At 70.4% G+C, this 22,109-nt stretch carries 26 protein-coding genes; 21 read left to right on the forward strand and 5 right to left on the reverse strand.

Annotation, left to right across the window (positions count from 1 at the left end):
* Nucleotides 1–2: 2 nt before the first annotated feature.
* From aroC to aroQ, 4 genes are read left to right on the forward strand one after another with little or no spacing between them, the layout of a single operon-like run.
* Nucleotides 3–1,202, forward strand: a complete 1,200-nt coding sequence (gene aroC, locus BLT23_RS14415) for a chorismate synthase (RefSeq protein ID WP_090049507.1) — start codon at nt 3–5, stop codon at nt 1,200–1,202.
* On the forward strand, nt 1,199–1,705 hold the full coding sequence (locus BLT23_RS14420; RefSeq protein ID WP_090049329.1) for a shikimate kinase: 507 nt from the start codon (nt 1,199–1,201) through the stop codon (nt 1,703–1,705). The genes aroC and BLT23_RS14420 overlap by 4 nt, the downstream gene beginning before the upstream one ends.
* The gene (gene aroB, locus BLT23_RS14425) at nt 1,702–2,811 is read left to right on the forward strand and encodes a 3-dehydroquinate synthase (RefSeq protein WP_090049331.1); all 1,110 of its coding nucleotides are present in this window, start codon (nt 1,702–1,704) and stop codon (nt 2,809–2,811) included. Before BLT23_RS14420 ends, aroB begins: the two co-directional genes overlap by 4 nt.
* Nucleotides 2,808–3,236, forward strand: coding sequence for a type II 3-dehydroquinate dehydratase (aroQ, locus tag BLT23_RS14430; RefSeq protein ID WP_090049333.1), 429 nt, complete (start codon nt 2,808–2,810; stop codon nt 3,234–3,236). The genes aroB and aroQ overlap by 4 nt, the downstream gene beginning before the upstream one ends.
* Here the strand turns inward: aroQ and BLT23_RS14435 are convergent.
* A complete protein-coding gene (locus tag BLT23_RS14435; RefSeq protein ID WP_090049335.1) occupies nt 3,200–3,451 on the reverse strand; it encodes a hypothetical protein in 252 nt (83 codons plus the stop codon). The two genes, aroQ and BLT23_RS14435, sit on opposite strands and share 37 nt — an antisense overlap.
* A 155-nt stretch (nt 3,452–3,606) precedes the next feature.
* On the opposite strand from BLT23_RS14435, the gene BLT23_RS14440 reads away from it, so the two are divergent.
* Entirely contained in the window at nt 3,607–3,987 is a 381-nt protein-coding gene (locus BLT23_RS14440) for a VOC family protein (protein WP_090049337.1), read from the forward strand.
* Between the two features lie 28 nt (nt 3,988–4,015).
* Here BLT23_RS14440 and BLT23_RS14445 read toward each other — a convergent pair whose 3' ends face one another.
* Complete coding sequence (locus tag BLT23_RS14445; protein WP_176946741.1) at nt 4,016–4,420, reverse strand: B-4DMT family transporter; 405 nt, start codon at nt 4,418–4,420, stop codon at nt 4,016–4,018.
* A gap of 35 nt (nt 4,421–4,455) precedes the next feature.
* Between BLT23_RS14445 and BLT23_RS14450 the strand changes: the two genes are divergently transcribed.
* The 4 genes from BLT23_RS14450 to BLT23_RS14465 all read left to right on the forward strand — a co-directional run bounded on the left by BLT23_RS14450 (nt 4,456) and on the right by BLT23_RS14465 (nt 7,225).
* Entirely contained in the window at nt 4,456–5,532 is a 1,077-nt protein-coding gene (locus BLT23_RS14450; protein ID WP_090049339.1) for a M24 family metallopeptidase, read from the forward strand.
* A gap of 31 nt (nt 5,533–5,563) precedes the next feature.
* A complete protein-coding gene (gene efp, locus BLT23_RS14455; RefSeq protein ID WP_090049341.1) occupies nt 5,564–6,130 on the forward strand; it encodes an elongation factor P in 567 nt (188 codons plus the stop codon).
* Entirely contained in the window at nt 6,130–6,549 is a 420-nt protein-coding gene (gene nusB, locus BLT23_RS14460; protein ID WP_090049343.1) for a transcription antitermination factor NusB, read from the forward strand. The genes efp and nusB overlap by 1 nt, the downstream gene beginning before the upstream one ends.
* Nucleotides 6,550–6,619: 70 nt before the next feature.
* Nucleotides 6,620–7,225 carry a dihydrofolate reductase family protein gene (locus BLT23_RS14465; protein ID WP_090049345.1) on the forward strand — a complete coding sequence of 202 codons (606 nt, stop codon included), beginning with the start codon at nt 6,620–6,622 and terminating at the stop codon, nt 7,223–7,225.
* On the opposite strand, the gene BLT23_RS14470 is transcribed toward BLT23_RS14465, so the two are convergent.
* Both BLT23_RS14470 and BLT23_RS14475 read right to left on the reverse strand, forming a co-directional pair.
* Complete coding sequence (locus BLT23_RS14470; RefSeq protein ID WP_090049347.1) at nt 7,203–7,859, reverse strand: HD domain-containing protein; 657 nt, start codon at nt 7,857–7,859, stop codon at nt 7,203–7,205. The genes BLT23_RS14465 and BLT23_RS14470 overlap by 23 nt on opposite strands.
* A gap of 11 nt (nt 7,860–7,870) precedes the next feature.
* Entirely contained in the window at nt 7,871–8,578 is a 708-nt protein-coding gene (locus tag BLT23_RS14475; protein ID WP_090049349.1) for an SDR family oxidoreductase, read from the reverse strand.
* Nucleotides 8,579–8,666: 88 nt separating this feature from the next.
* Here BLT23_RS14475 and BLT23_RS14480 point away from each other — a divergent pair, with 88 nt between their 5' ends.
* On the forward strand, nt 8,667–9,476 hold the full coding sequence (locus BLT23_RS14480; RefSeq protein WP_245743952.1) for a sigma-70 family RNA polymerase sigma factor: 810 nt from the start codon (nt 8,667–8,669) through the stop codon (nt 9,474–9,476).
* A gap of 228 nt (nt 9,477–9,704) precedes the next feature.
* Here the strand turns inward: BLT23_RS14480 and bldD are convergent, their stop codons facing one another.
* The gene (bldD, locus tag BLT23_RS14485) at nt 9,705–10,193 is read right to left on the reverse strand and encodes a transcriptional regulator BldD (protein WP_030471611.1); all 489 of its coding nucleotides are present in this window, start codon (nt 10,191–10,193) and stop codon (nt 9,705–9,707) included.
* A gap of 257 nt (nt 10,194–10,450) precedes the next feature.
* On the opposite strand from bldD, the gene pyrR reads away from it, so the two are divergent.
* The 11 genes from pyrR to coaBC all read left to right on the forward strand — a co-directional run bounded on the left by pyrR (nt 10,451) and on the right by coaBC (nt 22,094).
* On the forward strand, nt 10,451–11,023 hold the full coding sequence (gene pyrR / locus BLT23_RS14490) for a bifunctional pyr operon transcriptional regulator/uracil phosphoribosyltransferase PyrR (RefSeq protein WP_090049353.1): 573 nt from the start codon (nt 10,451–10,453) through the stop codon (nt 11,021–11,023).
* Nucleotides 11,020–11,952, forward strand: coding sequence for an aspartate carbamoyltransferase catalytic subunit (locus BLT23_RS14495; RefSeq protein ID WP_090049355.1), 933 nt, complete (start codon nt 11,020–11,022; stop codon nt 11,950–11,952). Before pyrR ends, BLT23_RS14495 begins: the two co-directional genes overlap by 4 nt.
* Nucleotides 11,949–13,229 carry a dihydroorotase gene (locus BLT23_RS14500; protein WP_090049357.1) on the forward strand — a complete coding sequence of 427 codons (1,281 nt, stop codon included), beginning with the start codon at nt 11,949–11,951 and terminating at the stop codon, nt 13,227–13,229. The genes BLT23_RS14495 and BLT23_RS14500 overlap by 4 nt, the downstream gene beginning before the upstream one ends.
* Nucleotides 13,226–13,732 (forward strand): PH-like domain-containing protein, encoded by a 507-nt coding sequence (locus BLT23_RS14505; protein WP_090049359.1) that lies wholly within the window; start codon nt 13,226–13,228, stop codon nt 13,730–13,732. Before BLT23_RS14500 ends, BLT23_RS14505 begins: the two co-directional genes overlap by 4 nt.
* Nucleotides 13,681–14,841, forward strand: a complete 1,161-nt coding sequence (gene carA, locus BLT23_RS14510) for a glutamine-hydrolyzing carbamoyl-phosphate synthase small subunit (RefSeq protein WP_090049361.1) — start codon at nt 13,681–13,683, stop codon at nt 14,839–14,841. Before BLT23_RS14505 ends, carA begins: the two co-directional genes overlap by 52 nt.
* Nucleotides 14,841–18,143, forward strand: a complete 3,303-nt coding sequence (carB, locus tag BLT23_RS14515; protein ID WP_090049362.1) for a carbamoyl-phosphate synthase large subunit — start codon at nt 14,841–14,843, stop codon at nt 18,141–18,143. The genes carA and carB overlap by 1 nt, the downstream gene beginning before the upstream one ends.
* Entirely contained in the window at nt 18,140–18,952 is an 813-nt protein-coding gene (gene pyrF / locus BLT23_RS14520; RefSeq protein WP_090049364.1) for an orotidine-5'-phosphate decarboxylase, read from the forward strand. The genes carB and pyrF overlap by 4 nt, the downstream gene beginning before the upstream one ends.
* 295 nt (nt 18,953–19,247) lie before the next feature.
* On the forward strand, nt 19,248–19,565 hold the full coding sequence (gene mihF / locus BLT23_RS14525; protein ID WP_030471603.1) for an integration host factor, actinobacterial type: 318 nt from the start codon (nt 19,248–19,250) through the stop codon (nt 19,563–19,565).
* Nucleotides 19,562–20,158: a guanylate kinase gene (gene gmk, locus BLT23_RS14530; protein WP_425434380.1), complete on the forward strand. Its 597-nt coding sequence runs from the start codon at nt 19,562–19,564 to the stop codon at nt 20,156–20,158. The genes mihF and gmk overlap by 4 nt, the downstream gene beginning before the upstream one ends.
* A gap of 5 nt (nt 20,159–20,163) precedes the next feature.
* Nucleotides 20,164–20,439, forward strand: a complete 276-nt coding sequence (rpoZ, locus tag BLT23_RS14535) for a DNA-directed RNA polymerase subunit omega (protein ID WP_425434381.1) — start codon at nt 20,164–20,166, stop codon at nt 20,437–20,439.
* Between the two features lie 401 nt (nt 20,440–20,840).
* Nucleotides 20,841–22,094, forward strand: a complete 1,254-nt coding sequence (gene coaBC, locus BLT23_RS14540) for a bifunctional phosphopantothenoylcysteine decarboxylase/phosphopantothenate--cysteine ligase CoaBC (protein ID WP_176946742.1) — start codon at nt 20,841–20,843, stop codon at nt 22,092–22,094.
* Nucleotides 22,095–22,109: the final 15 nt, after the last annotated feature.

A 22,109-nucleotide genomic window follows, 5' to 3' on the forward strand; every position in this document is an offset into this window, starting at 1 on the left:
ACGTGCTGCGATGGATCACCGCTGGAGAGTCACACGGCCCCGCTCTCGTCGCCGTCCTGGAGGGCATGCCCGCCGGTGTCGAGGTGACCACCGAGGACCTCGTCGCCCAGCTCGGGCGCCGCAGGCTCGGGTTCGGTCGCTCGCCCAGGATGGGGTTCGAGCAGGACGACGTCGAGATCCTCGGCGGCGTCCGCCACGGCAGGACGCAGGGCGGCCCCATCGCCGTCACCATCGGCAACACCGAGTGGCCCAAGTGGCAGACGGTCATGTCGCCGGACCCGGTCGACCCGAGCCTGCTCAAGCCGACCGGCCGCAACGAGGCGCTCACGCGCCCGCGTCCCGGCCACGCCGACCTGCCCGGCATGCAGAAGTTCGGCTTCGACGAGGCCCGTCCGGTGCTGGAGCGCGCCTCCGCCCGTGAGACGGCCGCCCGCACCGCGCTCGGCACGGTCGCGCGGCAGTTCCTGCAGCAGCTGCTCGGCGTGCAGATCCTCAGCCACGTGGTGTCCATCGGCAAGGCCGCGACCCCCGAGGACGCCGCCCTGCCCACGCCCGACGACCTGGCCGCGATCGACGAGTCGCCCACGCGCTGCTTCGACCCGCGCGGCACCGAGGCGATGGTCGCCGAGGTCGAGGCCGTGAAGGACGCCGGTGACACGGTCGGCGGCGTCATCGAGGTGCTTGCCTACGGCTTGCCGCCCGGCCTCGGCTCGCACGTGCACTGGGACCGCCGCCTCGACGCGCGTCTCGCCGCCGCGCTGATGGGCGTGCAGGCGATGAAGGGCGTGGAGATCGGCGACGGCTTCACCTCCGCTCAGCGCTGGGGCTCGCAGGCGCACGACGAGATCGACCGCGGCAGCGGCCCCGTCGGCGTGACCCGCCGCTCGAACCGCGCCGGCGGCCTCGAAGGCGGCATCACCAACGGCGAGGTCCTGCGCGCCCGCGTCGCGATGAAGCCCATCTCGACGGTCCCGCGCGCACTGTCCACTGTGGACGTCCGCACCGGTGAGCCCGCCGTCGCGATCCACCAGCGTTCGGACGTCTGCGCCGTGCCGCGCGCGGGCGTGGTGCTGGAGTCGGTGGTGGCGCTCGTGCTGGCCGAGGCCGCGTTGGAGAAGTTCGGCGGCGACTCGCTCGACGAGACGCGCCGCAACGCCCACGCCTACCTCAAGGCCCTGGAAGCCCGCTGGGAGGGCATGTGAGCCCGCGCTGCGTCGTGGTCGGCCCGCCCGGTGCGGGCAAGACCACCGTCAGCGAGCTGCTGGCCACCCGCCTCGGCGTGCCGTTCCGCGACGTCGACGCGGACATCGTGGAGCTGGCGGGCAAGCCGATCTCGGACATCTTCACCGACGACGGCGAGCCCGCGTTCCGCGCGATGGAGGAAGAAGCCGTCGCCAAGGCGCTGGTGGAGCACGAGGGCGTCCTCGCCCTGGGCGGGGGAGCGGTGCTGTCCGCCGCCACCCGTGAACGCCTCCGCGAGCACACGGTGGTGTTCCTGAACGTCGGCATGGCCGAGGGCGTGCGCCGCACCGGCCTGTCGTCCGCACGGCCGCTGCTGTCCGGCGTGAACCCGCGCGCCACGTTCAAGGCGCTGCTGGACGCCCGCCTGCCGTTGTACCGCGAGGTCGCGACGGTCGAGGTGCTGACCGACTCGTTGGACCCCGAGCAGGTGGTCGACGCGGTGATCGAGGGAGTTGGGGAATGACCGAGCCCGTCCGCATCCGGGTCGCCGCGGAGCGGCCCTACGACGTGGTCCTCGGCCGCGGCCTGCTCGGCGACATCGTCGAGTTCCTGAGCGGCACCGCCAAGATCGCGATCATCCACCAGCCCACCCTCGCCGAGACGGCGAAGGTGCTGGTCGACGAGCTGAAGGCGGTCGGAGCCGACGCGCACCGCGTCGAGGTCCCCGACGCCGAGGACGGCAAGGACCTCGCGGTCGCCGGCTTCTGCTGGGACGTGCTGGGCAAGATCGGCCTGTCGCGCGCGGACGTCGTCGTCGGCCTCGGCGGCGGCGCTGTCACCGACCTGGCGGGCTTCGTCGCGTCGACGTGGATGCGCGGCGTGCGCCTGGTGAACATCCCGACGACGCTGCTCGGCATGGTCGACGCGGCCGTTGGCGGCAAGACCGGCATCAACACCGACGCGGGCAAGAACCTCGTCGGCACGTTCTACGAGCCGGACGCCATCTTCGTCGACCTCGCCACGCTGGAGACGTTGCCCCGCAACGAGCTCGTCGCCGGCATGGCCGAGGTCGTGAAGGGCGGCTTCATCGCCGACCCGGTCATCCTCGACCTGATCGAGGCCGACCCGGCCAAGGCCCTCGACCCGACCGGCGACGTCCTCGCCGAGCTGGTCCGCCGCAAGATCCAGATCAAGGCCGACGTCGTCACGAACGACCTGCGCGAGTCGTCCCTGCGGGAGATCCTGAACTACGGCCACACCCTCGGCCACGCCATCGAGCGCCGCGAGCGCTACCGCTGGCGCCACGGCGCCGCGATCAGCGTGGGCCTCGTCTTCGCCGCCGAGCTGTCCCGCCTCGCGGGCCGCCTGGACGACGAGACCGCCGACCGCCACAAGCGCGTCCTGCAGCTGCTCGGCCTGCCGACCTCCTACGACCCGGACGCCCTCCCGCAGCTGCTGGAAGGCATGAAGGTCGACAAGAAGAACAAGGCGGGCGTCCTGCGCTTCGTGGTCCTCGACGGCCTCGCGAAGCCGGGCCGCCTGGAGGGCCCGGACCCGTCCCTGATCGCCGCCGCGTACTCGGCCGTCGCCGCCGAACCCACCACCGGAACCGGAAAGGTGATGCTGTGAAGGTCCTGGTGCTCAACGGCCCGAACCTGAACCGGCTGGGCACCCGCGAGCCGGACGTCTACGGCAGCACCACCTACGCCGACCTGGTCGAGCTGTGCGAGGCCGAGGGCCGCGAGCTCGGCATGGAGGTCGAGGTCCGCCAGACCAACCACGAGGGCGAGATGGTCGAGTGGCTGCACGCCGCCGCCGACACCTCGACCCCCGTGGTCCTGAACGGCGCAGCCTGGACGCACTACTCGATCGCGGTCCGCGACGCGTGCTCCCAGCTCACCGCGCCCCTGGTCGAGGTGCACATCTCGAACATCCACCAGCGCGAGGAGTTCCGGCACCACAGCGTGATCTCGGCGGTGGCGAACGGCGTCATCGCGGGGCTGGGCGTGGAGGGCTATCAGCTCGCCCTGCGCTGGCTGGCCCTCAAGAAGTAGCGCCAGCCGAGCAGCATGACCGCCGCGAGCGCGGTCGCGGCGAGCATCACCTGTTCCATCGTGCTCGCGTCGGGCCGCGTGCGTACCGCGTGCGCCGTCTGCTTCGGGTTCGTCATGAACAGGACGTCTCCACCCACGTGGTGCAGCTGCACCACCGCGCTGTTGGCGCCGACCTCGCCCGAGACGCTGTTGTGGGTGCGGAACTCGTCGGTCATGGCCGTCCTTAGCTGGAATTCCTGGTGGGGATGAACAACATGGAACCACCGCAAACTGCTTCAGTCGGTCCCAGTTGATCGTCAATGAATTGCCAATTACTGGACATTCCTCATTCAGTTGAGGGACAGAGGTTGACTTAGAACGAAGGAAGCCGATGCTGCACCACGTCGAGCTCTGGGTCCCCGACCTGGCCCGTGCGGAAGCCACGATCGGGTGGCTCTTCACCGAGCTCGGCTGGACCGAGCACCAGCGCTGGCCTGCGGGCGTGAGCTGGAAGCACGCCGACACCTACGTGGTGGTCGAGCAGTCCCCGGCCCTCACAGGTCCACACGATCGTATGAAAGCGGGCCTCAACCACCTCGCCCTGCACGCGGGCTCGCGGGAGAACGTCGACCGCCTGACGGAGGAGGCGACGACCCGCGGCTGGCACCTGATGTTCGCCGACCGCCACCCGCACGCCGGAGGCGAAGACCACTACGCCGCGTTCCTGGAGAACGACGACGGCTTCGAAGTCGAACTGGTCGCCACCCCGTGAGCCCCGCAGGGCTTGGCCACGGGACCGGTTAGTCGCGGGCCGGTTCCTTGGCCGCGAACCGCCCACCCACCAGCATTCCGGCCCCCGCGGGTACCAGCACGAGCAACGCCGTGAACGCCGCCCCGCCGGTCAGCGCCACCCACAGCGCCTCCTGCCCGGTCTGGTCCACCAGCAGCGCGGACCCCACCACTCCGAGCGCACCGGCGAACGGCCCGGCGACCAGTGCCGCGATGAACCACTGCATGCCGCGCCCGTCCAGGCCGCGCAGCGCGTCCACGGCTCCCCAGAGCAGCGCGGCGACGACCAGCAGGGCCAGCGCGATCGGGCGGACCGAGGCCGCCTCCGGGCTGCGGACGGCCACCGCGGCGACGCCGGTCTGCACGGCGCCGTGCAGGAGCCCCATCCACAAAGCACGGACGAACCAAGGACTCATGCGGACAGCTTAGGACTGGCCGTACGCTGCGGAGCATGTCGTCCTACGCCGCACGCCGAACCGCCCTGCGCGCCGAGCTCCGGGCCGCGAACCTCGACGCGTTGCTCGTCACGAACCTCCTGAACGTCCGGTATCTCACCGGGTTCACCGGGTCGAACGCGGCGGTGCTGGTCGGCGCGGACGGGGACGACGCCACGGTGTTCTGCACGGACGGCCGGTACCTCACCCAGTCGGCGAAGCAGGTGCCGGACCTGCGCCGGGTCGTCGACCGGCCGTGCGACGTGGCGCTCGTGAAGAACGCCAAGGGGCGGGTCGGGTTCGAGAGCCACCACGTCACGGTCGACGGGCTGGAAGGGCTCCTCCAGGCCGCCGGGCAGGCCGAGTTGGTCAGGGCCGGCGGTCTGGTCGAGACGTTGCGGCTGGTCAAGGACGAGACCGAGATCGAGGCGCTGCGGATGGCGTGCGCGGCGGCGGACCGGGCGCTCGCGGCGTTGATCGGGCACGGCGGGCTGCGGGCGGGCCGGACCGAGCGCGACGTGGCGCGGGAGCTGGAGAGCCGCATGCTCGACCATGGCGCGGAGGGGCCGTCGTTCTCGTCGATCGTGGCGTTCGGCGCGAACTCGGCGGTGCCGCACCACCGGCCGACGGACGCGGTGCTGCAGCAGGGCGACTTCATCAAGTTCGACTTCGGGGCGCTCGTCGGCGGCTACCACTCGGACATGACGCGCATGCTCGTGCTCGGCAAGCCGGCCGACTGGCAGCGCGACCTGTACGACCTGGTCGCGCGGTCGCAGGCGGCGGGACGGGCCGCGCTCGGGCCGGGCGTGGAGGTGAGCGCCGTGGACCGCGCGTCGCGCGAGGTGATCGAGAAGGCCGGGCACGGGAACGAGTTCGTGCACGGCCTCGGGCACGGGGTCGGGCTGGAGATCCACGAGGCACCGGCGTTGTCCAAGGCGGGGGCCGGTACACTTTCGGCCGGTATGGCGGTCACCGTCGAGCCCGGCGTCTACTTGTCGGGGCGGGGCGGGGTCCGCATCGAGGACACCCTCGTGGTCCGCGAGAGCGGGCCGGAGCTCCTCACCCTGACCACGAAAGAACTCGTGGTCGTCTGACGCCCCCGTCCTACACAGGAGAAACTCCACCGTGGCCACCACGAACGACCTGAAGAACGGCCTGGTGCTGAACCTCGACGGCCAGCTCTGGACCGTCACCGCGTTCCAGCACGTCAAGCCCGGCAAGGGTGGCGCCTTCGTGCGCACGACCCTCAAGCACGTGCTGACCGGCAAGGTCGTCGACAAGACCTTCAACGCGGGCACCAAGGTCGAGACCGCCACCGTGGACAAGCGCGGCATGACCTACCTCTACAAGGAGGGCACCGACTTCATCTTCATGGACGGTGACACCTTCGACCAGATCCCGGTTCCGGCCGAGACCGTCGGCGACGCCGCGGACTACATGCTGGAGAACCAGGAGGCGGTCGTCGCCACGCACGAGGGCGTGCCGCTGTTCATCGAGCTGCCGACGTCGGTCGAGCTCGTGATCGAGCACACCGACCCCGGTCTGCAGGGCGACCGCTCCACGGGTGGCACCAAGCCCGCGAAGCTCGAGACCGGCGCCGAGATCCAGGTCCCGCTGTTCGTCACGACCGGCGAGAAGATCAAGGTCGACACCCGCGACGGCCGTTACCTCGGCCGCGTCAGCGAAAAGTAATGGGCGCACGCAGCAAGGCCCGCAAGCGCGCGGTCGACTTCCTCTACGAAGCCGACCTGCTGGGCACCGACCCGGTGACGCTGCTGGCCGAACGTGTCGGGTCGCCGGACGTACCCCCGGTGAACGACTACACGGTCTCCCTGGTCGAAGGTGTCACGGCGAACCGCGCCCGCATCGACGACCTCATCTCGGAGCACGCCGAGGGCTGGACGCTGCAGCGCATGCCGGCGGTCGACCGCGCGGTGCTGCGCATCGGCCTCTACGAGCTGCTGTGGGCGGCCGACGTGCCGGACGCGGTGGCGATCGACGAGGCGGTCGAGCTCGCCAAGGGGTTGTCCACGGACGACTCGCCGCGGTTCGTGAACGGTGTGCTGGGTCGCATCGCCGTGATCGCGGACCAGTTGCGCGCGGTGCTGTAGCTCTTCTTCGCGACGGCCGTCCTCCGGCAACGGGAGGACGGCCGTCGGCGTGTTCGGGCAAGGTGTCCGCATGACCAAGGTGACGTGCGACCTCTCGATCTCCCTCGACGGGTTCGCGGCCGGGCACGGCCAGACCGAGGAACGCCCGTTCGGCGACGACGGGGGTGACGGCTGGGGCAGCACGCTGCACGCCTGGTACGACGATCCGGCCGAGCAGCGCTACCAGGCGGACCGCCTCGCCGAGACGAAGGCGTTCATCATGGGTCGCAACATGTTCGGCCCGGTCCGCGGCGCGTGGGACCGCCCGTGGAACGGCTGGTGGGGCGACGAACCGCCCTACCACGGCCCGGTGTTCGTGCTCACCCACCACCCGCGCGCCCCGCAGCCGATGCGGGGCGGCACGACGTTCCACTTCGTCACGGACGGCATCGAGGCCGCGTTCGAGCGTGCCCGCGAGGTGCCCGGCGACGGGAACATCTCGATCCACGGCGGTGCGACGACCGTGAACCAGTACCTGGCCGCCGGGCTGGTCGACGAGCTGCGGCTGCGCATCGTGCCGGTGACGCTCGGCGCGGGCACGCGCCTGTTCGACGGCGTGCCCGGCCTGCGGCTGGAGCAGGTCGCGTCACGGGCGGGCGAGGCGTTCACGCACGTCACGTACCGGGTGGTGCGCTGACGGACCAGCCCCGCCGTTCGCCTTCGTCGATCAGGCGCCGAGCCGCGTCCCACAACGGCGCCGATGCCTCGCCGATGACGGCCTTGCGCGCACGCACGTCGTTCGCCGTGACGCCGGGAGTGCGCCAGGTGCCGCCCTTGGCCATCCAGTTGAGCAGCAACGGCTGCAACCGGTCCATGGCCTTCGCGAACCGCGCCTCCGGCGTCTCGCTCGCCTCGAACTCGTCGAACAACGCCCGCATCGCGCGTCCGGCGTCCTCCGGCAGCAGCCCGAACAGCCGTCCGGCGGCGGCCTCCTCGCGTTCCTGCTGGCTCACGCCCGCCTCGGCGTCGTACAACGGCGTGTCGCCCGCGTAGATCTCGACGAGGTCGTGCACCACGACGAGCTTGATGGTGTGGCCGACGTCGATCGGTTCGTCGGCGTACTCGGCGAGGGTCATCACCATCAGCGCGAGGTGCCAGGAGTGCTCGGCGTCGTTCTCCCGCCGGTCCGCGGCGGCCAGAGGCGACTGGCGCAGCACCGTCTTGAGCTTGTCCACCTCGATCAGGAACGTGAGGTGGTCGCGCAGCCGGGAGTCCAGATCGGACGGCAGCGGCGTGCGGTCGGCGAGGAGGCCCGCGTCGGAAGTGGTCACCTGACAGGAGCCTACCGAGCCGTGCCCAGGAACTCCTCCCACGTGCGGGTGCCGCGGACGCCGTCGGGCGTGAGGTTGCGGCCGTCGCGGTAGGCCCTGCCGGCCTTGCCCGGCAGCCGCAGCCCCACGGTGACGCGTCGCTTGCCCGCGGTCGCCAGGTAGTCCCTGACCAGCTGCTTCAGCTCGTAGTCGGCGGGGCCTGCGAGGTCGGCGACCCGGCCGGCGGGCTCGCCCAGGGCGAGCGCGGTGATCCGCTCGGCGACGTCGCGGACGTCGACCGGTTGCAGCCGCATTCCCGGCACCGGCACGACCGGGAGCTTCGCGAGCCCGCGCACCATCGTGAGCGCGAGGTCGTGGAACTGGGCCGCGCGCAGGACGGTGAACGGGATGCCCGACGCGGCGATGGCCTCCTCGCAGGCGAGCTTGGTCCGCAGCCACGCCAGCGGCACGGTGTCCGCGCCGATCACCGAGATGTAGACGAGGTGCCGGACGTCGTCGCAGGCCGCGAGCAGGTTGCGGGTCGCGACGTCGTCGCCCTTCTGGCCGCCCGCGAGGTGCACGACGACGTCGGCCCGGATCGCCGGGACGTCTCCTGCCACCAGGTCGCACGCGATGTCGCCGTGCCTGCTCAGGGTCGTGACCCCGGCACCGGTCTCGCGCAGCAGGCCGACGACGTGCCGGCCGAGGGTTCCGGTGCCACCCGTGACGACGATCTTCATGGTTACCCTCCTGAGGTGTTCGTTGCCCCGTCGACCCGGTGGCACCGGAAAACGTGACAGGGTGTGGTTCAGCTCACAGGGGGACGCTGTGCTCGCGCAGTTCGAACAGGAGCGCACGCGGCTGCGCGCCGTCGCCCACCGCGTGCTCGGGTCGTTCACGGAGGCGGACGACGCGCTGCAGGAGGCATGGCTGCGGGTTCAGCGGGCGGACACCAGCGAGGTGGACAACCCGGCGGCATGGCTGACGACGGTCGTCGCGCGGGTGTGCCTGAGCATGCTGCGCGACCGGCGGGAGCACGCCTTCGAGATGCCGGACCCGGTCATCGACACCGCCGAGCAGCCGGAACACCTGGCGGTGACGTCCGACGAGCTCGGGCTCGCGATGCTGATCGTCCTCGACACGCTCAAGCCCGACGAACGGCTGGCGTTCGTGCTGCACGACATGTTCGCGGTGCCGTTCGACGACATCGCGCCGTTGATCGGCAAAACGCCCGCCGCCGCTCGCCAGCTCGCCTCGCGGGCACGCCGACGCGTGCAGGACCGTCCGGTTCCGGACGTCGACTTGCCGAAGCAGCGGGAGGTCGTGCGGGCGTTCCTCACCGCGTCCCGTGAGGGCGACCTGAAGGGCTTGGTGGCGGTGCTGCACCCGGATGTCGTGCTGCGCGCCGGTGCTCTGGAGATCATCGGCGGCCGTGCCGTGGCCGAACGGGCCCGCCTGTTCCGCCGGTTCGCGGCGACGGCGGAGATCCGGTTCGCGGTCATCGGTGGCGAGGCGGGCTTCATCAGCCGGGTCGGCGGTGCACCCGTCTCGGCGATGGCGTTCACCGTCCGGAACGGACAGGTCGTCGCGATTCACGTGATCGAGGACCAGGACCAGCTGGCTTCGCTGCTCGCGTGAGGATCACCACTGCGATCCGGGACACGTTCCCGGTTCGGCCGGTGTCCGTCCGAAGTGGAAGCCGGGCGGCGTTCACCGTGCGCGAGCGGAAGATCGCCGCGGTCCGGGTGATCACGGACGGCGAGCACGTCGCGGAGCCCGGCAGGCTGGCGCGGCAATGGTCACCCTCGGCGTCCGCAGGGCGACTGACGGGACGTCGAGGGGGCCATCACCTGCGAGAACGGAAGCTCAGTCTTCCTTCGCGGGTCGTGCCTCGGGGGGCAGGACACCCCAGTCGATGAGCTGTTCGGTCAGCTCGCCCGGCGTCATGTCGTAGATGATCGCGAGCGAACGCAGGTCCTCGGTGCGGATCGAGAGGACCTTGCCGTTGTAGTCGCCGCGCTGCGACTGGATGGTCGCGGCGTAGCGGGCGAGCGGGCCGACCTTCTCGACCGGCAGCTGTTGCAGCCGTTCGAGGTTGATCACGATCTTGGTCGCCGGCTCGGCACCCGACGGCACGCGGCCCTCCGGGAGGAGCTCGGCGACGGGGACGCCGTAGAAGTCGGCCAGCTCGGCCAGCTTCTGCACGGTCACCGCGCGGTCACCGCGCTCGTACGAACCGACGACCACGGCCTTCCACCGACCGCCGGACTTCTGCTCGACGCCGTGCAGGGACAGCCCCTGCTGCTGGCGGATAGCGCGGAGCTTGGCCCCCAGCGCCTTGGCGTAGTCGCCCATGTGGCGGTTCTCCGTTCATTCGCCCCGTCAGCAGTACTGGAGTGCTCCGGGGAGGCTTAGATCGATACGCAGAGTAATGATTACTCGCCGTGGTCGGCAGGTCAAGCTGATCTCGGTACGAGACGCTCGCCACGCGGGCGACACCACTCGGACGGCTGACCGTCGCCAGGTGATACCGTGCAGGTCAGCCTGGTTGTCACCAGGTGTCCGACGTCCTTTAAGGACCCGTCCAGTGAGGCGGGGAAGGAGGTCCAGCCGTGGCGTCACGTCAACGTGGCGCGACGGATCCGGCCGGGGATCGCGAGATCCTGTCGGCCGGTGACGTCGCGCGCACCGTCGCCCGAATGGCCCATCAGATCATCGAGAAGACCGCTCTCGATGCACCCAGCGCACCCGACGTCGTCTTGATGGGTATTCCCAGCCGAGGAGCCCCCCTCGCACGCCGTCTGGCCGCTAAGATCGCCGAATTTTCCGGCCGCACGGTGCACGAGGGCACGCTCGACATCACCCTCTACCGCGATGACCTGCGCAGAGGCCCCACGAGGCCGCTGGAGACGACGAAGCTGCCCGAGGGCGGCATCGACGACAAGCTGGTCGTCCTCGTCGACGACGTGCTGTTCTCCGGCCGCACGATCCGCGCCGCGCTCGACGCCCTGCGCGACCACGGCCGTCCCCGCGCGGTGCAGCTCGCCGTGCTGGTCGACCGCGGTCACCGCGAGCTGCCGATCCGCGCGGACTACGTCGGCAAGAACCTGCCCACCTCCAAGACCGAGGACGTCGTCGTGATGCTCGACGAGTTCGACGGCCGCGACGGAGTGGTGCTGAAGTGAAGCACCTGCTCTCCACCGACGGCCTCGACCGCGACCAGGCGATCGCGATCCTCGACACCGCGGACCGGCTGAAGCAGGCGCTGCTCGGCCGCGAGGTCCGCAAGCTGCCGACGCTGCGCGGCCGCACCGTGATCACGATGTTCTACGAGAACAGCACCCGCACGCGGGTGTCGTTCGAGATCGCGGGCAAGTGGATGTCCGCGGACGTGATCAACGTCAGCAGCTCCGGCTCCAGCGTGAGCAAGGGCGAGTCGCTGCGGGACACCGCGCTGACCCTGCAGGCCGCCGGCGCGGACTGCGTGATCGTGCGGCACCCGGCCTCCGGCGCCGCCCACCGGCTCGCGGGCTGGCTCAAGCACACCGGCACGTCCGTGGTGAACGCGGGCGACGGCATGCACGAGCACCCGACGCAGGCGCTGCTCGACGCCGCCACGCTGCGCGACCGCCTCGGCGGCCTCGACGGCCGCCGGATCGCGATCGTCGGTGACGTGCTGCACAGCCGGGTGGCCCGGTCGAACGTCCACCTCCTCACCACTCTCGGTGCCGAGGTGACGCTCGTCGCACCGCCGACGCTGCTGCCCACCGGTGTCGAGAACTGGCCGGTCACCGTGTCGCACGAGATCGACTCGGAGCTGCCGGGCCAGGACGCGGTGATGCTGCTGCGCGTGCAGGCCGAGCGGATGACCGGCGGGTTCTTCCCGAGTTCGCGCGAGTACTCGATCGCCTACGGCCTCAACGAGCGCCGCCTGAAGCTCTTGCCCGACCACGCCGTCGTGCTGCACCCCGGCCCGATGCTGCGCGGCATGGAGATCGCCTCCGTCGTCGCCGACAGCCCGCGAGCCGCCATCACCGAGCAGGTCCGCAACGGTGTCCACGTGCGCATGGCCGTGCTGTACCACCTGCTTGCCCATGAGGAGGAGAACGCGTGAACCCCTTGCTTCTCAAGGGAGTACGGCCCTACGGCGAGGGTGAACCGGTCGACCTGCTGATCCGCGACGGCGTGATCGTGGAGGGGACCGACGAGAACGCCGAGATCATCGAAGGCAACGGCGCGGTCCTGCTGCCGGGCTTCGTCGACCTGCACACCCACCTGCGCGAACCGGGCCGCGAGGACACCGAGACCATCGAGACGGGCTCCCGTGCCGCCGCGCTCGGCGGGTACACGGCCGTGTTCGCGATGGCCAACACCGACCCGGTCGCCGACAACGCCGTCATCGTCGAGCACGTGGCCCGCCGCGGTCAGGAGGTCGGCCTGGTCGACGTCCACCCGGTCGGCGCCGTCACCGTCGGGCTCAAGGGCGAGAAGCTCGCCGAGCTGGGCACGATGGCGAAGTCCAAGGCGAACGTCCGGGTGTTCTCCGACGACGGCCACTGCGTGCACGATCCGCTGATCATGCGCCGCGCGCTGGAGTACTCGAAGTCGCTCGGTGCCGTGATCGCCCAGCACGCCGAGGAGCCGCGGCTCACCGTCGGCGCGCAGGCGCACGAAGGCGAGAACGCGTCACGGCTCGGTCTGCAGGGCTGGCCGGCCGCCGCCGAGGAGTCGATCGTCGCCCGCGACTGCCTGCTCGCGAAGCAGGTCGACGCGCGGCTGCACGTCTGCCACGTCAGCACGTCGGGCACCGCGGACGTCCTGAAGTGGGCCAAGGCGCGTGGCACCAAGGTCAGCGCCGAGGTCACCCCGCACCACCTGATCCTGACCGACGACCGCCTGTCCACCTACGACCCGGTCAACAAGGTCAACCCGCCGCTGCGCACGCGCTCCGACGTCGACGCGCTGCGCCAGGCGCTCGCGGACGGCACCATCGACTGCGTCGCCACCGACCACGCCCCGCACGCCGTGCAGGACAAGGACTGCGAGTGGGCGGCCGCACGGCCGGGGATGCTCGGGCTGCAGACCGCGCTGGGCATCGTCGTCGAGACGATGGTGAAGACCGGCCTGCTCGACTGGCGCGGCGTCGCGCGGGTCATGAGCGAGAAGCCCGCCGAGATCGCCGGGCTGACCGACCAGGGCCGTCCCATCGAGCCCGGTGAGCCCGCGAACCTCGTGCTGGTCGACCCGGACGCGACGTGGACGGTGAACGGAGCGGAGCTCGCGAGCATCGCGGGCAACACCCCGTTCGAAGGCATGGAGCTGACCGGCGCGGTGATGGCCACCATCTTGCGTGGCCGCGTCACCGCACAGGCGGGGAGGATTGCGGAATGACCCGCGTACTGCTCGTCCTGCTGTGCCTCGCCTTCTTCGCGCTCTGCGTCTACGGGATGTGGCACGGCTGGAAGCGACGCCAGCGCCAGCAGGCCGATCTGCCGGAGTTCCCGGCCACACCGGAGAACCTGGGCGCCGCGAGGCTCCAGACCACCGGCGTCTACATCGGAACGACGAACGCGGGCAACTGGCAGGACCGCGTCCAGGTCGGCGACATCGGCCACCGCGCGGAGGCCACGCTGAGCCTCGTGCCGGAGGGCGTCGCGATCGACCGGACCGGCGCGTCGCCGATCTTCATCCCCGCGGGCGCCGTCCGCGACGCCCGCACCGACCGCGGGCTCGCCGGGAAGGTCATGTTCAGCGAGGCGGGCCTGCTGGTGGTCCGCTGGGAGAACGAAGGACACCTGTTCGACACCGGTTTCCGCGGTGACGACAAGGACGTTTACGAGGAATGGGTGGCCGCACTCGGCCAGAACCCGGTGAACACGGAGGGCAAGGCGTGACGAACGCGGCATTGGTGCTGGAGGACGGTCGCGTCTTCCGCGGTGAGGCGTACGGAGCGACCGGCGTCTCGCTCGGCGAGGTCGTGTTCTCCACGGCCATGACCGGGTACCAGGAAACCCTGACAGACCCCTCCTACCACCGCCAGATCGTGGTGCAGACCGCACCGCAGATCGGCAACACGGGCTGGAACGACGAGGACGACGAGTCCAAGAAGATCTGGGTCGCGGGCTACGTCGTCCGCGACCCCGCGCGCACGCCGTCGAACTGGCGGTCCCGCCGCGGCCTCGACGAGGAACTCGCGAACCAGGGCGTCGTCGGCATCTCCGGCCTCGACACCCGCACCCTCACGCGGCACATCCGCGAGCAGGGCGCGATGCGCGCCGGGGTGTTCTCCGGCTCCGCGCTCACCGACGACGCGTCGATGGTCGAGCAGGTCAAGACCTCGGCGCAGATGCTCGGCGCGAACCTGGCCGTCGACGTCACGACCGACAAGCCGTACGTCGTCGAGGCGATCGGCGAGAAGAAGTTCACCGTCGCGGCGCTCGACCTGGGCATCAAGTCGAACACCCCGCGGATGATGGCCGCCCGCGGCATCGAGGTTCACGTCCTGCCGCTGACCAGCACCTTCGAAGACATCCTCGCGGTCAGCCCGGACGGGGTGTTCCTGTCCAACGGCCCCGGCGACCCGGCCACGCAGGACCACGCCGTCGCCCTCACTCAGGAGGCGCTGGGCCGCAGGCTGCCGCTGTTCGGCATCTGCTTCGGCAACCAGATCCTGGGCCGCGCGGTCGGCCGCGGGACGTACAAGATGCGCTACGGCCACCGCGGCATCAACATCCCGGTGATCGACGTCGCCACCGGCAAGGTCGCCATCACCTCCCAGAACCACGGGTTCGCGCTGGAGGGCACGCCGGGCGAGGAGTTCTCCTCCGACTTCGGCCGCGCCGTGCTGTCGCACTACTGCCCCAACGACGGCACCGTCGAGGGCGTCCGGCTGCTCGACGCGCCGGCGTTCTCCGTGCAGTACCACCCCGAGGCCGCCGCGGGCCCGCACGACGCCGCGCCTCTCTTCGACGAGTTCGTGACCCTGATGAAGGACGCCCGCTGATGCCCAAGAGGACCGATCTCAAGCACATCCTGGTCATCGGCTCCGGCCCGATCGTCATCGGTCAGGCGTGCGAGTTCGACTACTCCGGCACGCAGGCGTGCCGGGTGCTGCGGGAGGAGGGCATCAGGGTCAGCCTGGTGAACTCGAACCCCGCGACGATCATGACCGACCCCGAGTTCGCCGACGCCACCTACATCGAGCCGATCACGGCCGAGTTCGTGGAGAAGGTCATCGCGCAGGAGCGCCCGGACGCGGTGCTCGCGACGCTGGGTGGCCAGACGGCGCTGAACACGGCCATCGCGCTGCACGAGCGCGGTGTGCTGGAGAAGTACGACGTCGAGCTGATCGGTGCCGACATCGACGCGATCCAGCGCGGCGAGGACCGGCAGATGTTCAAGGACATCGTGCGCAAGATCGGCGCCGAGGTCCCGCGTTCGGCTGTGTGCCGCTCGATGGAGGAGGTCCGCGAGACCGTCGCCGAGCTGGGCCTGCCGGTCGTGATCCGGCCGTCGTTCACGATGGGCGGCCTGGGTTCCGGCATGGCGCACACGCCCGACGAGCTGGAGCGGCTCGCGTCGATCGGCCTGGAGGAGTCGCCGGTCACCGAGGTGCTGATCGAGGAGAGCGTGCTCGGGTGGAAGGAGTACGAGCTCGAGCTCATGCGCGACCGCAACGACAACGTGGTCGTCATCTGCTCGATCGAGAACATCGACCCGATGGGCGTGCACACCGGTGACTCGGTGACGGTCGCGCCCGCGATGACGCTGACCGACCGTGAGTACCAGCACATGCGCGACGTCGGCATCCAGGTCATCCGCGAGGTCGGTGTCGACACCGGCGGCTGCAACATCCAGTTCGCGATCCACCCGGACAACGGCCGCATGGTCGTCATCGAGATGAACCCGCGCGTGTCGCGGTCCTCGGCGCTGGCGTCCAAGGCGACCGGCTTCCCGATCGCCAAGATCGCCGCGAAGCTCGCGATCGGCTACACGCTCGACGAGATCACCAACGACATCACGGGGGAGACCCCGGCGTCGTTCGAGCCGACGCTCGACTACGTGGTCGTGAAGGCGCCGCGGTTCGCCTTCGAGAAGTTCCCCGGCGCGGACCCGACGCTGACGACCACGATGAAGTCGGTCGGCGAGGCCATGTCGATCGGCCGCAACTTCGTGGAGGCGCTGGGCAAGGCGCTGCGTTCGCTGGAAACGAAATCGGTCGGTTTCTGGACGCGGCCCGATCCCGAGGGCACTACGCTCGAGTCGGTCCTGGAGCAGTTGAAGCGCGGCCACGACGGCCGCCTGTACACGGTCGAGCGCGCCCTCCGGCTCGGTGCGTCCATCGAGGACGTCTACCAGGCGTCGGGGATCGACCCGTGGTTCATCGAGCAGATCGCCTGGCTCGGCACGCTGCGCACGGAGCTGCTGGACGCCCCGGTGCTCGACGAGCCGTTGCTGCGCAAGGCGAAGCGCGCCGGTCTGTCCGACCGGCAGATCGCCGTGCTGCGCCCCGAGCTGGCCGGTGAGGACGGCGTGCGCGCGCTGCGCCACCGCCTCGGCGTGCGCCCGGTCTACAAGACGGTCGACACGTGCGCGGCCGAGTTCAAGTCGGAGACGCCGTACCACTACTCCGCCTACGAGCTCGACCCGGACGCCGAGTCGGAGGTCGCCGAGCAGCGGGAGAAGCCGAAGGTGCTGATCCTCGGCTCCGGCCCGAACCGCATCGGCCAGGGCATCGAGTTCGACTACTCGTGCGTGCACGCGGCGATGGCGTTGCGGGCGGCCGGGTACGAGACGGTGATGGTCAACTGCAACCCGGAGACGGTGTCGACCGACTACGACACCTCCGACCGCCTGTACTTCGAGCCGCTGACGTTCGAGGACGTGCTGGAGGTCGTGCACTCCGAGCAGCGCTCCGGCGAGGTCGCGGGCGTCATCGTGCAGCTCGGCGGCCAGACGCCGCTGGGCCTCGCGAAGCGCCTGTCCGACGCCGGTGTGCCCGTCGTCGGCACCACGCCCGAGGCGATCCACCTCGCCGAGGACCGCGGCGCGTTCGGCAAGGTGCTGACCGACGCCGGGCTGCCCGCGCCGAAGTTCGGCACCGCCACGTCGTTCGACGAGGCGAAGGAGATCGCGGACGAGATCGGCTACCCGGTCCTCGTGCGTCCCTCCTACGTGCTCGGCGGGCGCGGCATGGAGATCGTGTACGACGAGGAGTCGCTGTCGGGCTACATCGCCCGCGCGACCGAGGTGACGCCCGAGCACCCGGTGCTGGTCGACCGGTTCCTCGACGACGCCATCGAGATCGACGTCGACGCGTTGTGCGACGGCGAAGAGGTGTTCATCGGCGGTGTCATGGAGCACATCGAGGAAGCCGGTGTGCACTCCGGCGACTCGTCGTGCGCGCTGCCGCCGATCACGCTGGGCGCGTCGGACATCGCGAACGTCCGCCGCTCCACCGAGGCCATCGCACGCGGCATCGGCGTGAAGGGCCTCCTGAACGTCCAGTACGCGCTCAAGGACGACGTGCTGTACGTCCTGGAGGCGAACCCGCGTGCGTCGCGCACGGTGCCGTTCGTGTCGAAGGCGACCGCGGTCTCGATGGCCAAGGCCGCTTCCCGCGTCATGCTCGGCGCCACGATCGCGGACCTGCGCGCCGAGGGCCTGTTGCCCGCCACCGGCGACGGCGCCCACCTGCCCGAGCACGCGCCGGTCGCGGTGAAGGAGGCGGTCATGCAGTTCCACCGCTTCCGCACGCCCGAGGGCCACGGCGTGGACTCGTTGCTGGGCCCGGAGATGAAGTCCACCGGCGAGGTCATGGGCATCGACTCGTCGTTCGGCAAGGCGTTCGCGAAGTCGCAGACGGCCTCGTACGGCTCGCTTCCCACCTCCGGCAAGGTGTTCGTGTCGTTCGCGAACCGCGACAAGCGCGCGATGATCTTCCCGGTGAAGCGCCTCGCGGACCTCGGGTTCCAGATCCTCGCGACCTCGGGCACCGCGGAGGTGCTCAAGCGCAACGGGATCGCGTGCACCGAGGTGCGCAAGCACTTCGAGGGCGAGGGCAACGTCGTCGACATGATCCTGGCCGGCGAGATCGACATGATCTTCAACACGCCGTACGGCAACAGCGGCCCGCGCGTGGACGGCTACGAGATCCGCACCGCCGCGGTGGCCAAGGACATCCCTTGTGTCACCACGATCCAGGGCGCCGCCGCGGCCGTGCACGGCATCGAGGCGCTCATCCGGGGCGACATCGGCGTGCAGCCGTTGCAGGCCCTGCAGGCCGCGCTGAGGGGTGACGCATGACCTTCGGGGACAAGCTCACCAAGGCCGCGCAGGCGCACGGACCGCTGTGCGTCGGCATCGACCCGCACCCGAGCCTGCTCGACGCCTGGGGCCTCTCCCGCACCGCGGAGGGCCTCGAACGGTTCGCCCTGACCGCCGTGGAGGCGTTCGGCGGCCGGGTGTCGATGGTGAAGCCGCAGGCGGCGTTCTTCGAGGCATACGGGTCGCGTGGCGTCGCCGTGCTGGAACGCGTCATCGCGGACCTGCGCGACTCCGGCACGCTGGTGCTGGTGGACGCCAAGCGCGGCGACATCGGCTCGACCATGGCCGCCTACGCCCAGGCGTACCTCGCCGAGGGCTCGCCCCTGGCCGGCGACGCGGTCACCGTGTCGCCGTTCCTGGGCTTCGGGTCGCTGCAGCCCGCCCTCGACACGGCCAGGGAGAACGGCCGCGGCGTGTTCGTGCTCGCGCTCACCTCCAACCCCGAGGGGGAGCAGGTCCAGCGCGCGGTTGGTCCGGACGGGCGAACGGTCGCGCAGACGATCATCGATTTCGCGACGGTCCGGAATTCCGGCATTTCCCCGTGCGGCGATGTCGGTCTCGTCGTGGGTGCCACGATCGGGGAAACGGATGCGGACCTCGCGGGGTTCAACGGGCCGGTTCTGGCGCCCGGTTTCGGCGCTCAGGGTGGCTCGGTGACCGATCTGAAACGGCTCTTCGGAACCGACATGCGCAACGTCTTTCCGACTTCTTCACGAGATGTTCTCAGGCATGGCCCCGACGTATCGTCGCTGGTCAGCGCCGTGCGGAGGGTTCAGGAGAGCCTCTGAGGGAGGGCGCGCCGCGACTTTTGGGGTGTGGCGCGCTCACCTGGGCAAACATGTGTTGGTAGGGTCCAGCCCACCGGCTGCCCCGCTGGTCACCGGCCTCATAGCACACGTAACGTGGGCGACGAGTTGCCGGAGGCAGTGATCAGGCAGCCGGAGGGTGTTGGTACTACTACCACCCGCCGCATCACTCATGACCGCTGAAGATTTACCTGACTGGGTCACGTTGTCCCCAGGCAATTGCGGTCGGTACGGTCGCGGCACCGATCCGAAAAGAATCCACACCACGGAGGAAATCGTGGCTCTTCCCCAGCTTACCGAGGAGCAGCGAGCCGCAGCGCTGGAGAAGGCTGCTGCCGCTCGTCGCGCTCGGGCTGAGCTCAAGGAGCGCCTCAAGCGCGGCGGCACGACCCTGACGGACGTGCTCAAGGCCGCCGAGAGCGACGAGGTCCTGGGCAAGATGAAGGTGTCCGCGCTGCTCGAGGCCCTGCCGGGCGTCGGCAAGGTGCGCGCGCAGCAGATCATGGAGCGCCTCGAGATCGCTCCCAGCCGTCGCCTGCGCGGTCTCGGTGACCGTCAGCGCAAGGCCCTGCTCTCCGAGTTCAGCGGAGAGTGATTGGCACCGGGACGGGGGCGGGCATCGCCCGCCCCCGTCTCACCGTCTTGTCCGGGCCGTCGGGCGTTGGCAAGTCCAGCGTCCTGGCGGAGCTGCGCAGGCAGCAGCCCGACGTCTACTTCTCCGTCTCGGCGACCACCAGGAAGCCGAGGCCGGGCGAGGTCGACGGGGTGCACTACCACTTCGTCGACCACGAGAAGTTCCAGCAGATGGTGGACGCCGGCGAGTTCCTCGAACACGCCGAGTTCGCCGGAAACCGCTACGGAACCCCTCGCAGGCCCGTCGAAGAGGCCCTGGCCTCCGGCCGCCCCGCCCTGCTCGAGATCGAGCTGCAGGGCGCGCGGCAGGTCCGCGTGGCGATGCCGGAAGCGCAGCTGGTCATGCTGGCGCCCCCGTCCTGGGAGCACCTGGTCGACCGGCTGACCGGCAGGGGGACCGAACATCCGGACGTCGTCGAACGCCGGCTCGAGATCGCCCGCGAGGAGCTGGCGGCCGAGAAGGAGTTCGACGAGGTCGTCGTGAACGCCGACGTGCGGTCGGCCGCGGCCGACTTGCTATCCTTGATGGTCGGACCACGAAATTCAGGAGTCTGAAAGTGATCACCCACACCGAGCTCGGTCCCCTGACCGGTTCCCCGGAGGGCATCACCAACCCGCCGATCGACGACCTGCTTGAGCAGGTGAGCTCGAAGTACGCGTTGGTGATCTACGCAGCGAAGCGTGCCCGCCAGATCAACGACTACTACGCGCAGCTCGGCGAGGGCCTGCTCGAGTACGTCGGCCCGCTCGTCGAGCCGGGTCCGCGTGAGAAGCCGCTGTCGATCGCGCTCCGCGAGATCCACGCCGGTCTTCTGGAGCACACCGAAGGCGAGTGACCGACTCGGGGTGAGGTCTGTCTGCGGAAAGCGCAGACCTGGCTCGTCGGTCAGTGCCCTGTGGGGGCCCAGCCCCCACACCCCGGCCGGGGGCTTCGCCCCCGGACCCCCTGGGGTGTCATCCGGGACGCGCGGCTTGCGGTGTCCCGGTGGTCATCCGGGACGCGCGCCTCGCGGGGCCTGGTGGTTTTCCGGGACGTGCGGTCTGCGGAGTTCCGGTGGTCATCCGGGACGTGCGGCCCGCGGAGTTCCGGTGGTCGTCCGGGGCGCGCGGCTTGCGGGGTCCCGGTGTTTTCCCGAGGCGCGCGGCCTCGAATCCCTTGGCGCGTGGTCCGCGGGTTTCGCGGGGCTTCGTCCCTGTGAGGTCTGGCCTCGCTCGGTCGTTCCTTACAGGAGTGCTGTTGAGTTCCGCTTCATCTGACGCCGGTGCCCCCGACAAGCCCAGGATCGTTCTGGGTGTTGGCGGGGGCATCGCCGCGTACAAGGCGTGCGAGGTGCTGCGCCGGTTGACCGAGTCCGGTCACTCGGTGCGCGTGGTCCCCACCGAGGGCGCGCTGAAGTTCGTCGGCGCCGCCACGTTCGAGGCGCTGTCGGGCCAGGTCGTCTCGGCCGACCCGTTCGACGACGTGCACGAGGTGCCGCACGTCAAGCTCGGGCAGAACGCCGACCTCGTGGTGGTCGCCCCGGCGACCGCGAACCTCATCGCGAAGGCCGCGCACGGCCTCGCCGACGACCTGCTGACGAACACGCTGCTGACCGCGCGCTGCCCGGTCCTGCTGGTGCCCGCGATGCACACCGAGATGTGGGAGCACCCGGCCACGCAGCACAACGTGGCGCTGTTGCGCAGCCGCGGCGTCGTCGTCGCCGAACCGGCGTCCGGCCGGCTCACCGGCAAGGACACCGGCAAGGGACGCCTGCCCGACCCCGCCGAGATCGTCGAGCTGGCCCGCCTCCTGCTGGTCCAGCCCGGCGCGTTGCCGCGCACCCTCGAAGGCGTGCACGTCGCGATCTCCGCGGGCGGTACCCGCGAGGCGCTCGACCCGGTCAGGTTCATCGGCAACCGCTCGTCGGGCAAGCAGGGCTACGCGCTCGCGAGAGTGGCCGCCCAGCGCGGCGCGCGCGTCACCCTGGTGGCGGGGAACACCGCCGACCTGGCCACGCCCGCGGGAGTGGACCTCGTGCGGATCGGCTCCGCCGTCGAGCTGCGCGAGGCCATGCACGAGGTCGCGGCGGACGCGGACGTCGTCGTGATGGCGGCCGCGGTGGCCGACTTCCGGCCCGTGTCGCTCACCGGCCACAAGATCAAGAAGACGGACGGCGACCCCGACCCGATCGCGTTGACGAAGAACCCCGACATCCTGGTGGAGCTCGTCGCCGCGCGCAGGCCGGGACAGCTGGTCGTCGGGTTCGCCGCGGAGACCGGCGACGAGACGACGTCGGTGCTCGACTACGGACGGGCGAAGCTGCGCCGCAAGGGCTGCGACCTGCTGGTGCTGAACGCGGTCGGCGACGGCAAGGCGTTCGAGCAGGAGGACAACGCGGGCTGGCTGCTGTCCCCGGACGGCTCGGAGATCGCTATACCGCACGGCCCGAAAACGCAAGTGGCGTCCGCTGTGTGGGACGCAGTTACCGCTCGCTTGACGCAACCTCAGTAGACTTCGACAGCCCGA

Origin of the sequence: Lentzea fradiae, from assembly GCF_900100955.1 — a bacterium.
Classification (GTDB): Bacteria; Actinomycetota; Actinomycetes; order Mycobacteriales; family Pseudonocardiaceae; genus Lentzea; species Lentzea fradiae.

Excerpts from the sequence above, each read along its gene's own strand:
- aroB (WP_090049331.1), top strand. The coding sequence starts at position 1,702 with ATGACCGAGCCCGTCCGCATCCGGGTCGCCGCGGAGCGGCCCTACGAC.
- BLT23_RS14435 (WP_090049335.1), bottom strand. The coding sequence starts at position 3,451 with ATGACCGACGAGTTCCGCACCCACAACAGCGTCTCGGGCGAGGTCGGC.
- BLT23_RS14440 (WP_090049337.1), top strand. The coding sequence starts at position 3,607 with ATGCTGCACCACGTCGAGCTCTGGGTCCCCGACCTGGCCCGTGCGGAA.
- BLT23_RS14445 (WP_176946741.1), bottom strand. The coding sequence starts at position 4,420 with ATGAGTCCTTGGTTCGTCCGTGCTTTGTGGATGGGGCTCCTGCACGGC.
- BLT23_RS14450 (WP_090049339.1), top strand. The coding sequence starts at position 4,456 with ATGTCGTCCTACGCCGCACGCCGAACCGCCCTGCGCGCCGAGCTCCGG.
- nusB (WP_090049343.1), top strand. The coding sequence starts at position 6,130 with ATGGGCGCACGCAGCAAGGCCCGCAAGCGCGCGGTCGACTTCCTCTAC.
- BLT23_RS14465 (WP_090049345.1), top strand. The coding sequence starts at position 6,620 with ATGACCAAGGTGACGTGCGACCTCTCGATCTCCCTCGACGGGTTCGCG.
- BLT23_RS14475 (WP_090049349.1), bottom strand. The coding sequence starts at position 8,578 with ATGAAGATCGTCGTCACGGGTGGCACCGGAACCCTCGGCCGGCACGTC.
- bldD (WP_030471611.1), bottom strand. The coding sequence starts at position 10,193 with ATGGGCGACTACGCCAAGGCGCTGGGGGCCAAGCTCCGCGCTATCCGC.
- BLT23_RS14505 (WP_090049359.1), top strand. The coding sequence starts at position 13,226 with ATGACCCGCGTACTGCTCGTCCTGCTGTGCCTCGCCTTCTTCGCGCTC.
- carA (WP_090049361.1), top strand. The coding sequence starts at position 13,681 with ATGGGTGGCCGCACTCGGCCAGAACCCGGTGAACACGGAGGGCAAGGC.
- carB (WP_090049362.1), top strand. The coding sequence starts at position 14,841 with ATGCCCAAGAGGACCGATCTCAAGCACATCCTGGTCATCGGCTCCGGC.
- pyrF (WP_090049364.1), top strand. The coding sequence starts at position 18,140 with ATGACCTTCGGGGACAAGCTCACCAAGGCCGCGCAGGCGCACGGACCG.